This is a genomic window from Desulforhabdus amnigena (assembly GCF_027925305.1).
Lineage (GTDB): Bacteria > Desulfobacterota > Syntrophobacteria > Syntrophobacterales > Syntrophobacteraceae > Desulforhabdus > Desulforhabdus amnigena.
Genome location: NZ_BSDR01000001.1, coordinates 225001 through 236422, shown reverse-complemented (window position 1 = coordinate 236422; position 11422 = coordinate 225001). Strand labels below are relative to the sequence as shown.

At 51.8% G+C, this 11422-nt stretch carries 9 protein-coding genes and 1 riboswitch (1 of these 10 cut by a window edge); of the genes, 7 read left to right on the top strand and 2 right to left on the bottom strand.

From position 1 onward, the window contains the following. Positions 1 to 225 precede the first annotated feature (225 nt). From QMG16_RS01115 to QMG16_RS01095, 5 genes are all read left to right on the top strand, one after another. Entirely contained in the window at positions 226 to 951 is a 726-nt protein-coding gene (locus QMG16_RS01115) for a hypothetical protein (RefSeq protein ID WP_281791826.1), read from the top strand. A gap of 443 nt (positions 952 to 1394) precedes the next feature. After that, positions 1395 to 1547: riboswitch (FMN riboswitch) on the top strand. A gap of 114 nt (positions 1548 to 1661) precedes the next feature. Further along, the gene (ribB, locus tag QMG16_RS01110; protein ID WP_281791825.1) at positions 1662 to 2315 is read left to right on the top strand and encodes a 3,4-dihydroxy-2-butanone-4-phosphate synthase; all 654 of its coding nucleotides are present in this window, start codon (positions 1662 to 1664) and stop codon (positions 2313 to 2315) included. 296 nt (positions 2316 to 2611) lie between these two features. Then, positions 2612 to 3283 (top strand): heavy metal response regulator transcription factor, encoded by a 672-nt coding sequence (locus tag QMG16_RS01105; RefSeq protein ID WP_281791824.1) that lies wholly within the window; start codon positions 2612 to 2614, stop codon positions 3281 to 3283. Positions 3284 to 3287: 4 nt separating this feature from the next. Beyond that, the gene (locus tag QMG16_RS01100) at positions 3288 to 4688 is read left to right on the top strand and encodes a sensor histidine kinase (RefSeq protein ID WP_281791823.1); all 1401 of its coding nucleotides are present in this window, start codon (positions 3288 to 3290) and stop codon (positions 4686 to 4688) included. 207 nt (positions 4689 to 4895) lie between these two features. Then, entirely contained in the window at positions 4896 to 6380 is a 1485-nt protein-coding gene (locus QMG16_RS01095) for a DegQ family serine endoprotease (protein WP_281791822.1), read from the top strand. Between the two features lie 286 nt (positions 6381 to 6666). Here the strand turns inward: QMG16_RS01095 and QMG16_RS01090 are convergent, their stop codons facing one another. After that, the gene (locus tag QMG16_RS01090) at positions 6667 to 7137 is read right to left on the bottom strand and encodes a glycoside hydrolase family protein (protein WP_281791821.1); all 471 of its coding nucleotides are present in this window, start codon (positions 7135 to 7137) and stop codon (positions 6667 to 6669) included. A 584-nt stretch (positions 7138 to 7721) separates the two neighbouring features. On the opposite strand from QMG16_RS01090, the gene QMG16_RS01085 reads away from it, so the two are divergent. Together QMG16_RS01085 and QMG16_RS01080 are read left to right on the top strand one after the other, a co-directional pair. Further along, positions 7722 to 9557 (top strand): PAS domain-containing sensor histidine kinase, encoded by a 1836-nt coding sequence (locus QMG16_RS01085; RefSeq protein WP_281791820.1) that lies wholly within the window; start codon positions 7722 to 7724, stop codon positions 9555 to 9557. 60 nt (positions 9558 to 9617) lie between these two features. Further along, the gene (locus QMG16_RS01080; RefSeq protein WP_281791819.1) at positions 9618 to 10523 is read left to right on the top strand and encodes a hypothetical protein; all 906 of its coding nucleotides are present in this window, start codon (positions 9618 to 9620) and stop codon (positions 10521 to 10523) included. A 204-nt stretch (positions 10524 to 10727) separates the two neighbouring features. Here QMG16_RS01080 and QMG16_RS19470 read toward each other — a convergent pair whose 3' ends face one another. Further along, positions 10728 to 11422 carry the 3' portion of a calcium/sodium antiporter gene (locus tag QMG16_RS19470; protein ID WP_373878645.1) on the bottom strand. 277 nt of this gene lie beyond the right edge of the window, so the window shows 695 of its 972 coding nt (coding positions 278-972); the start codon falls outside the window, past its right edge — the gene reads right to left on this strand; it ends in the stop codon at positions 10728 to 10730.

Sequence of the window (11422 nt, the reverse complement as noted above, 5' to 3'; positions counted from 1 at the left end):
GCCCTTCCCAGGATAAAACGAGGCTTGAGAGAGCAAAAATGGGACAAGGCAAACACACCGGAACGGGCCACGGTCATGACAATATTCATCATCCCGGTTATATTGTGTAGACGGGATCTCACCCGCGTGGAGTATAAAGTCTCTCAATAGGCAGATCTGCTGAAGGATGTTCATATTCACTGAGGTTGAAAGGTTGCGTTTCATAGGAAGGAGCTTACGTAAGGAATGAAAAAGAAAATCTTTTTGCTTATATTGTCGATACTGGTCCTGGGAACTCCAACTTTTGCCGCCCGTGGAGGGCGCGGGGGAAAGGGAACCGGACCGTCGGTCCGTGTCTACAGAGTGAAGACGAACAATGCGAATCAAAGCGTGCGAACACCTTCCGCCAACAACATCACTCCTTTCAGCGTTTCTTCACCGAACGCCTTTCAATCCGGCACACTTTTCGGGTCTGGAGGGGCAATCGGTACCTCTGTCAACCCTTTTGCCCCAAGCGCAACCACTGTCAACCCCTTTGGAGCGAACAGCACCACCGTCAATCCCTTTGCACCGGGACCGGCTGTCAGTAATCCGTTCACTCCCGGATTGACGGCTGCCAATCCTTTTGTGAATGGATCCGAAACTACCAATCCTTTTGCATCAAATGGGATGACGATGAACCCTTTTGCCCCCAGTCTGACGACGGTCAACCCTTTTGCTTCAGCGGCGGTCAAGAATCTGTATGATGTCATCAATGCGTACAGCCAGTCGGTTGTGGCCGGTCAGCCCTCTGTGAATTTTTCCAGGCCGGGGACAACCACAAGTTCAAGCCCATACGGTCAAGGTTTCAAATCGACCGACATCTTTTCCACATCCCCTTCCCCCGGCACATCTCCTCTTTCTGGCACATCCTCTCCCCCCGGTACATCGCTCACTCCTTTCCAGACGGGACTCCCTGTTCCCCAGCAATGATCAGGCATTCCATCGGGCTGAGAGGAGGCAAAGACAATGTTTGAAAATCCTTGAGAATGCGTTTACACAGTTGAACCTTCGGCTTTTTTGATGAATACATACAGCACGTAGGTCGCGTTGAGTTTCGAAACGCGACATGTCATTATTGTTTGTTGCGTTTCATTTCATTCAATGCAACCTACGCACTGAACCGTATTGTCCCTTAGCTCGTAGGCCGCTTCTTCCAATCACTTTGGATTGCACCCAATACATACATACAGCAGTTTTCATTTTGAAAAGCCTACCCCCTCGAGGGGGAATTTTTAGGATAAAGTCTCCCTTCGAAGGGGGATTGAGGGGAGATGTCGAAAATGCCAATATCATGAGAGACATCCAAAATGAGAATTGCTGCAACACATACAAGGTCATTGACAATAATTCGGGCAGTGGTACTTTATCGACTCACTTATTCTCAGGGCGGGGTGGAATTCCCCACCGGCGGTATCCCGGCTTTACGCCGGGGAGCCCGCGAGCGCTCCCTTCGATTCGAAGGGAGGTCAGCAGATCCGGTGTAAAGCCGGAGCCGACGGTAAGAGTCCGGATGGAAGAGGATAAGGCAGTCAGCACCCACCTCAGGCACCGTTTCCGGTGCAACGCTGTTCGTGCGTGCTAAGGCAGCTGTCTGTCCCTGCGCCCTGATTCTGGTAAATTATCAACAAAGGAGTGTTACCATGAATCAGAATTTGTTAGTTCGGTTTGGAAATTCTTTTGAACGGGTGGAAAAAGCCCTCACTTCGCTTCGCAATGGTCGAGGCGTTCTGGTCACAGACGATGAGCAAAGGGAAAATGAGGGCGATCTGATTTTCGCCGCTGAAACCCTGACTGAAGCACAAATGGCTATGCTGATCCGGGAATGCAGCGGTATCGTCTGTCTGTGTCTCACCGATGAAAAAGTTCGGGCACTCGGTCTTCCCATGATGGTGGAAAACAACTCCAGCCGGTTCAAAACCGCCTTTACCGTATCCATCGAAGCTGCACGAGGGGTCACCACGGGCGTATCCGCCGCCGACCGGGTAACGACAGTGAAGGCCTGCATCGCAGATCATGCCAAACCGGAGGACCTCCATCGGCCTGGACATGTCTTTCCCTTGAAGGCCCGCAGAGGGGGTGTGCTCGAACGCCCGGGACACACGGAAGCCACCGTAGATCTCATGCGCATGGCCGGCCTGAAACCTTACGGAGTACTGTGCGAGCTCACCAACCCCAATGGCTCCATGGCGCGCATGCCGGAAATCGTGGCCTTCGCCGAAAAATACGACTTGCCGCTGGTCACCATCGAAGACTTGATCCACTATCGCAACAGCATGGAACAGAAAGCAAGCTGAAACCGTTCCTTGACGGGGCCGGCTACTGTATACCCCCATGACCGGAACCGTCGCAGCAAATAATGAAAACCACAGCCGTTCGTGCCGGGGCATCGAAGCACGAACGGCGTTCACCCTTTAGGGAGTTGGCGGATTCCAATATCCCGTTATTCATCACGGAAACACGGAGGGTACGGAGAAGATTTTGGGATTCCTATGGAATTCCTCCGTGACCTCTGTACCTCCGTGATAAATGGGGATTTCAAGAGCGACTCACTCCCTGGATACCATAGGGCGAATCGGAAAGGGTCAAATCGATGCGGCTTCTAGTCGTGGAAGATGAGAGAAAGGTTGCCGGCTTTATAAAGAAGGGGTTGGAAGAGGAAGGCTATGCGGTGGATGTGGCCTCCGACGGCAGGATGGGCCTTCGAATGGCGCTGGATCGCATTCACGACTTGATTCTTCTCGATATTCATCTTCCCGAAATGGATGGTCTTTCAGTGCTTCAGGAACTTCGAAAAGAAAGGGTTTCCATTCCGGTTTTGCTTCTCACCGTCAGGGCAACCATTGAAGACAAAGTACTTGGCCTTGACGCGGGCGCCGACGATTATCTGACCAAGCCCTTCGCATTTCAGGAACTCCTTGCGCGGGTTCGAGCCCTCCTCAGGCGACAAAGCGAATCGAAGCAAAACGTTCTCCAGGTTGCCGACCTGATTCTCGACCCCAGCCGGCGATCCGTCTATCGTGGGTCCGAAAAAATCGATCTCACCAGCAGAGAATTCGCATTGCTGGATTACTTCATGCGGAATACCGGCCGCGTATTGACACGGACCATGATTGCCGAACATGTCTGGGACTATGATTTCGACTCCATGACCAACGTGATCGATGTCTACGTGAACTATCTTCGCAAAAAGATCGATTCCAACCGGGAAACGAAGCTGATTCACACGGTGCGAGGTGTGGGTTACACCATGAAAGTGGAGTGACCCCTTGCGTATCCGATCGATCCGTGCCCGCCTGACTCTCTGGTATATTTCCGTTTTGGCCCTGACCATCCTCATGTTGGGCGGGACTGTGTACGGGCTTCTCTCCTACAGCCTGATCCATGAAGTGGACAATGTTTTGAACGATGTCGCAAAGGTTTTGGCCGAACGGGTTCATGGCGGCTCCACCACCTTTTTCCCCTCCGATATCAATGAAATTTTCAAGCGGTTTCTAGGTTTTGCTCCATGGGACCCCTACTACCAGATGATCGACCCGCGCAGCCGCCACGAACCGCACTCACAGGTTCCGGAATCGCAAACGATCCCTCTCAGCCGAAAAGCATTGGAAAATGCCTACGTTGGCCGTTCCACTTTTGAAACGATGGAAGGCACCTCGAGCTATCCCCTGAGGACCCTGACCATGCCCGTCATGGAAGGGGGACGTCTGCACCGGCTGATCCGGATCGGGATGTCCTTGCAAAACGTTTATGAAACCCTCTTTCGTTTTCTCCTCATCCTGGGCACGTTGTTCCCCATGGGGCTGTTGCTCGCGGGACTGGGCGGTTGGATTCTGGCGCGCCGCGCCCTGAAGCCCGTGGACCGAATGGCCGAAGCCGCTCAACGCATCAGCGCCCAACATCTTGCCGACCGCCTGGAAGAAACCGGAGCGGGCGACGAACTGGACAGACTCGCAAAAACTCTGAACCAGATGCTGACAAGGCTCGATAAAGCCTTCAACCAGATTCGGCAATTCAGTGCGGATGCCTCCCACGAACTCCAGACCCCTCTGACCATTCTCAAAGGAGAACTGGAAGTTGCCCTTCGATCTTCCAGAACATCGGAAGAATACCGTGAAACACTCAAGAGCGCCCTTGAAGAGATAGACCGTATCGCACACCTCGTTGAAGGGTTGCTGATCCTGGCCCGATCCGAAGCGGGAATGCTGCGTATCGACCGACAGCCGGTGGATCTGGCCAAGCTCGCAGAAGAAGTCTTCTGGCGATTCAAAACGTTGGCCGACTCCGACTCTATAGATTTTAGTCTGAGCGCCAGTGACCCTGTTTTCGTCCAGGGAGACCGTGAACGCCTGCGGAGGCTTCTTTTCAATCTTCTGGACAACAGCATCAAATATACTGGGAGGGGAGGACAGATCTCCCTTTCGCTGAAGCAGGTTGACAACTGGGTGTACCTGGAAGTCAGCGACTCGGGGATGGGCATCTCGAAAGAAAATCTGGAACGGATATTTCAGCCGTTTTATCGCTCAGAGGAAGCCCTTTCCTCTCCCGGTTCGGGGTTAGGGCTTTCCATAGCACGGTCCATCGCTCTCGCCCATGGGGGCAGGGTCGAAGTTCAAAGCAGTCCCGGCAGAGGAAGCACCTTCACGGTCATCCTGCCAGTCCTGTCATGAAACACCCCTTTCTGCACGCATTCAATCCTGCGACCACTCGCCAATGACCGGAACAGCCACAACCCTTTTCGCATCAACATTAGAAACTTCTAATCCAACTTTAATCTGCCTCTAATCTTCTCCTCCTATACTCAATTCCAGGCAAATGGTTTCAGCAGGGCACCAATCGATCACTCTATTTTTGATGGAATTCAGGAGGAGAAAAATATGTTCAAAAGCTTTGAGAATTTCTTGAAAAACAAAATCTTTGGTATCAAGACCGTGGGCGCTGTGGCTTTTTCCTGCCTGCTGGGAGGCATTGTCCTGGCCTCCGGGCTCAACTGGACGGGATTAGCGGTGGCTCAAGATCCCGTCAGCAAAGAGCAGAGCTTTTCAAGCACACCATCAATCCCCTCATTGGCTCCTTTGGCGGAAAAGCTGACCCCTTCTGTAGTCAATATCAAAGTTGTAAAGGTCGAAAAGGCTCGGTTCCCCATGAATGAGTTTCAGAACGCCCCTTTTGGGGATTTCTTTGAACGATTCAACAATGACCGCATACCTACTATCCCTCATGATCAAAAAGTAGAGGGAAGCGGGTCCGGTGTCATCATCAGCTCCGATGGATACATTCTGACCAACAACCATGTAGTTGAAGGCGCCAAGGATCTGAAAGTAACGCTGGCCGACCAACGCGAATTCAGAGCGCAAATCCTTGGGCGGGATCCAAAAACCGATCTTGCCGTCGTAAAGATTGAGGGTGGAAAGGATTTTCCATCCGCACAAATGGGCAATTCCGACCAACTGAAGGTGGGTGATGCGGTCATGGCCATTGGAAACCCCTTTGGTTTGAATCACACCGTGACCTCCGGAATAGTGAGCGCCAAAGGCCGGATCATAGGGGCCGGCCCCTATGATGATTTTATCCAGACCGATACCTCCATCAATCCGGGCAACTCGGGCGGCCCCCTCATCAACATGAACGGTGAAGTGGTGGGAATAAACACAGCCATCCTCCCCAATGGGCAGGGGATCGGATTTGCCATCCCCATCAATACCGCCAAACCTCTCATTCCGCAGTTGGTGAAAAATGGTGAAGTGACGAGAGGATTCATTGGAGTGAACATTCAGTCTGTAACCCCCGAATTGGCCCAGGCACTGAACCTCAATGGCCATAAAGGCGCCCTGGTGGCGGACATTACCGGCGGAGGTCCCGCCGAAAAGGCCGGCATCAAGCGTGGAGATGTAATCGTTAGCTTCAACGGCAAAGAGGTCAAAGACAACCATGAACTTCCTGCAATGGTCGCTGGAACACCGGTTGGTGATGAAGCGACCGTAGTGGTCCTGCGTGACGGCAAAGAAAAAGAGTTCAAGTTGAAGATCGCCAAACTTCCTTCAGACGAAACAGACGTGAATGACTCGGAAAAAACCGATCGAGGCAAATGGGGCATGATGCTTCGAGATGTAACGCCGCAAGTGGCCCGGCAGTACGGTCTAAAGGACGGCGATGGCGTGCTGGTAGTGGGCGTGGAGCCTGGAAGCCCCGCCGAGCGAGCATCCCTTCAGCAGGGGGATATCATCCTTGAAGTAAACCGCGAGCCGGTAAAATCGGCCGATGAAGCAAAGGAAAAAATTACCAGGGCGAGTGACAAGAAATCCCTGCTCCTCCTGGTAAAAAGAGGAAACGCGAGCATCTTTGTGGCACTCACGAACTAGCTGAACCGACGTCTCAAAAGCGACCGTTCATCATAAAGGAGACGGAAAAAGCGGAGAGTCCGGGGCAGATCACAAATCGGCTGTTTTCCCTCTTTGCGCATAACCTGCGGATAAGCAAATGAAAGAGAACGGTTACAACTGGACGGCGTCAGGCAGTATAACCAAAAGGGAGGTGATTGCAGAACCACTTCCCTTTGGGTTATCCTTCCGGCATTGGAAATTGACCCCGGTCCAGCCAGGGTTTTTCCGTCATGGGAAAACACCTTGGATCCGGCACGACCATTCATTATCCATCACCCGCAAGTTCTTCCGGTTGTTCTTCCTCGCGCATCATTTCTGCAAGCCGCCTGACCCTCTCACCTGCCCGGGCGGCCATCTTGCTCTTGAGAATCTGTTTGGCTGCGTCTTCGTAGTTCCTGCGCTCCAATGCATTGATGATTCTTTTGGACTGGCGGAGCTGCCATCCAAACATAAACACCAGAGTCACCAGGACCTCCTGCCTTCTTTCCGAAAGTTCATCAAAGAAGGATACATGATTTCTCGCCGCCTGTTCAGCTTTGCGGATGTCTTCATCCAGCCATTTTTCGGCCTGAGCTTTCGTGATTCCCTCGATCTTGTAACGTTCGATGGTTTCCTTGCTGCACCCGGCAGCTTCCAGATTATGCCCGTATCCGCAAGTCCAGCTTCCCAAGGGGGACATGAATGCATGCAGCTTGAGCCCTTCTTCGCGTTTTAAATCTTTTTTCAATTTTTCCAAATCCATATTCCTTCTCTATCCTTCCTTATCACTCCCGGTGCTGAGTGCAACCGTCAAAACAATGAGTCATCCAAATTGCACAACCACCGGCAACAAAGATAAAAAGAGGGTATCAGAGTACAAGTGTTGGATCAGTGTGCACCACTGATTGACCAGAATATCTCTTTACATGGGATGCATTCCGCCAAAGAATGCTGTAACCGAAATTACCATGGCAGGGATGATGATGGTTTATTCAACTATAGACTAACCTTTATTCAGCGGAATATCCACCCCGAAAACATCTTCGGCATGCAGATGGGATATTTTTCCCCGTGGATATCCACCGCCGGCTTTCAAAAACCGAGCTTTGCCCGTCCGGCTCCTTTCAGACCACTCCGCTCAAGCCTTCAACCTCGGGCCAAGCTGATCAGAAAACCGGACGAATGACTTCGGACAGGCTCCAATGTCAATTTTGCACACCCAATAAGCACCAGGTGTGTTATTTTAGGTCACCATCCAAACTGAAAACAACTCCTTACGGAAGTTGAGCCTTGTCGAAAACTCTTGAGAGAAAATTATAAGACATAGATAAGTGGATCAAAATGAACCCAATCTTACATCTAAGTCAGTTCCGACCACGAAAGATTATGGTGAGTGTCCTTACCGCGGCGATGCTCGTTTCTCTGGCCCTCTTCTCTCTGTGGTACTGGGCATCTTGGAGAATCGAACAGATCATCAGCCGGCAATTCAACGAACAACAGCTCATGCTGGCACGAAAGATCGCTGATAACATTGAGGGATATTTTGACCTGTTGGAAAATCAATTGATGAGCTATTCCGAATTATTCCAGGTGGAAAGCGAGACTATGTCTCACTTTCGCGCCTATGGCGCTCTCGAGTTCAAGAATAAACAGGCTTTCGGTATCCTGGACATACAAATGTTTGATCCCGAGGGGCGGCTGGAGTATTCCTGGAGCCACCCCGATGGGCAGGCGCCGCAGGAAATCCAAAATCTGGATACAGCCTGTGTGGATTGGGCCAAAGACCCGCAGCATTTGGGTTTGATCTTCCTCACCAAGACATTCACTCTATCTGATGCATCCGGGAAAAGCCGACTGGCCATGGCTATCCTGACACCACTTTACCGCACGAACTCTTCCCTCGCACCGCAAAACAAGAGCTTTGCCGGCACCCTGGAAATCATTTTTGATCCCTCCTTTGTCTGCCAAATGGCAACCGAGAATGTCAGGTCGGGACAGACCGGTTACGCCTGGGTCATCAATCAGGACGGAACGTTTCTGGCCCACTACGAACCGACCTTTGTGGGCAAAGACGCCATTAGAGTGCGAAAGGAGCGCAATTCTCATCTTTCATTTGACAAAATCCAGGATATTCAAGCAAGTCATATCCTCAAGGGTGAAGAAGGGACCGATTGGTACGAATCCGGCTGGCACCGGGAAAGGTTGGGGAGAATAAAGAAGTTGCTGGCCTACACTCCCGTCCGCTTCAACAAAGGCATGGTCCATGGCGTCATACAAGTTGAGGATAGCGCCCACAATCTCTGGGGGGTGGGAGTGACAGCTCCCTTCGACGAGGTTTATGGACTGGTTGGAAGCCTTCAGATCCAGGTGGGATTCATGGCCGGCTTCATTTTCCTTTTAATCATGGGCGTGAGTGGCTTGCTTATCGGTGCGGCTTACAACTGGAACGAGATCCTCAGCCGGGAAGTGGAACTAAAAACAGAAGCCCTGCGTCAGAGCCATGAGCGACTGTTGCGTTCCGAAAGATTTGCCGCCGTGGGGGAAGCGGCCGCCTACGTGAGGCACGAAATAAAGAATCCGCTCATGATCATCGGCGGATTTGCCCGGCAACTGGATCGTGACCTCAACGTGCCCGGCAGCGCACGACAAAAACTGAAAATCATCGCCGATGAAGTACAGCGCCTGGAAAATTTCCTCGGGGACCTGCGCGACTTTACGCAGCCTGCAAGCCCTGTCAAGGAAGAGGTCGACCTCAATAAAATCATTCGGGAGGTTCAGACGATGATGCAGGAAGCAGCCAAAGAAAAACGTGTCCAATTGGAAAGCCGATTGGACGGGACCCTGCCCACCAGTCTGCTCGATCCCAATCAAATGAAGCAGGTACTCATCAATCTGATCAAAAACTCCATAGAAGCCATAGAAAAAGATGGTTCCATCACGGTTTCCACCCACAGTCAAGGCGGTCATATCTGCCTGCAAGTGGCCGACACGGGCAGGGGGATCGAACCCAAAATAATTTCAGAGATTTTCAACCCCTTTTTTACCACAAAAAAGACCGGTACAGGATTGGGACTGGCAGTGATAAACAAAATCGTCGAAGATCATCATGGCACGGTCAGTGTCGAAAGCACCCTGGGCAGGGGAACAACCTTCACCATCATTTTGCCCTGTGAGTGATTAGCGGCACAGGTTTGATCAATCTGCAAAGAAGAACCCTGTTGGAGAGGAACGGATTACATGAAATGTTTTTTTCATTCGGCCGACCTGGATGGTCATTGTTCGGGCGCTATTGTCAAATACGCATATCCTCAGTGCGAGATGATTGGGATCAACTATGGCCAGGAATTTCCATGGACCCAAATCGAACGGGGCGAAAAGGTTTTCATGGTTGATTTTTGCCTGGAGCCCTTCGAAGATATGCTGAAGCTTAAAGAACAATGTGACCTGGTTTGGATTGACCACCACAAGACGGCCATCGAGGAGAGTAAAAAATATTTCATAGAAAATTGGGCGGGAATCAGAGAGATCGGGAAAGCCGCATGTGAACTGACTTGGCTCTACCTTTTCCATTCCGTGGAAAGTTCCTTTCCAGCCAGGCCCATTCCACTGACAGTCCATTTTCTTGGCCGGCACGACGTTTGGGATCATTCCGACAGCAGGACCCTCCCCTTTCAATATCGCATGAGGTTGGATGACATGAATCCCGAAAATGACGAGGCAATGGAACGCTGGAAATTTCTTTTTGAGAATCCCGCTCCTGAAGTCATGGAACGAATGATTCGGGAGGGGCATCTCTTGCAGCGTTACGAAGAACAGCAAGACGCAAAATTCTGCAGGGCTTACGCTTTTGAAACGGAATTGACGGGATATTCGGAGGAGGGAGGAAGAGCCGGTCGGTACAGAGCCATTTGCTGCAACCGGGGATTCACCAATTCCAGGGTTTTCAATTCCGTCTACGATCCCCAAAAGCACGACCTCATGATCGCATTCTCGCGCCTCCCTCTTCCCAGCAGGAAGTGGAAAGTATCGCTTTATGCCACCAAGGAAAATGTCGACTGCGGCGCCATTGCCAAATTTTTTGAAGGTGGAGGGCATAAGGGTGCAGCGGGTTTTCAATGCTCGGAGCTTCCGTTTGACTATTAACTCCCATGACCGGAACGGTCACAACGAAAAATGAAAAAGGCAAAGAGATGCAAGCCAATGTGGAAAGCGGGAAACGCTCTTGAAAAGCGATGTTATCATGAGCCATGAGCTATGAACCATGAGCCTTTTTTCATATTAACGCTTGGTGCCATATTCCCCCCAACATTCCATGGGTCGGCACTGCAGAAATCGAGTTGGCTATGCTCACCGGCCGAAAACCGTACTTGCCAGGTAGGCGGTATAGCCCACATAGCTGAGCAGCAATGCTCCGCCTTCAAAGCGGTTGATGCGGCCGAGACCATGAACCCCATAGCCGATGACAAACAGCGAAACGGTCAATGTGGCCATGACCAGGATGTCCCGGGAAAAGACCTCAGGCCCCACCGTAATGGGGTGGATCATTCCGGCGATGCCGACCACGGCGAGGGTATTGAAGAGATTGGAACCGAGCACGTTGCCAAGGGCGATGTCGTGCTCGCCTTTACGGGTGGCGATGATTGACGAGGCAAGCTCAGGCAATGACGTACCGACTGCAACAATGGTCAGGCCAATGATCAGGTCGCTGACGCCAAAGCCTTGGGCAATCTCCACCGCCCCCCACACCAGGATCCGGGAACTGACAATCAGTACAATCAGACCGATAACCAGCCAGAAGATGGCCCGCCGGATCGGCATGATGTGAACCTCCAGTTCCTGCTCCATCTCTCTGCCCAGCGCATCGGCTTTCTTCTGCATGCCCTGCCAGATACTCCAGGCCATCAATCCGCCGAATGCCCCTAGGAGAACGAAGGCATCGATGCGCGAGATTTCCCCATCCCAGAGCTGCCAGGCGGCCAGAGCCGTGATGGTGGTGAGAATGGGCAGTTCCTTGCGCAAGACCTGCGAATGGACAGCGATAG

Coding starts and splice junctions, on each gene's coding strand:
- QMG16_RS01115 (WP_281791826.1), top strand. CDS start 226: ATGAAAAAGAAAATCTTTTTGCTTATATTGTCGATACTGGTCCTGGGA.
- ribB (WP_281791825.1), top strand. CDS start 1,662: ATGAATCAGAATTTGTTAGTTCGGTTTGGAAATTCTTTTGAACGGGTG.
- QMG16_RS01105 (WP_281791824.1), top strand. CDS start 2,612: ATGCGGCTTCTAGTCGTGGAAGATGAGAGAAAGGTTGCCGGCTTTATA.
- QMG16_RS01095 (WP_281791822.1), top strand. CDS start 4,896: ATGTTCAAAAGCTTTGAGAATTTCTTGAAAAACAAAATCTTTGGTATC.
- QMG16_RS01085 (WP_281791820.1), top strand. CDS start 7,722: ATGAACCCAATCTTACATCTAAGTCAGTTCCGACCACGAAAGATTATG.
- QMG16_RS01080 (WP_281791819.1), top strand. CDS start 9,618: ATGAAATGTTTTTTTCATTCGGCCGACCTGGATGGTCATTGTTCGGGC.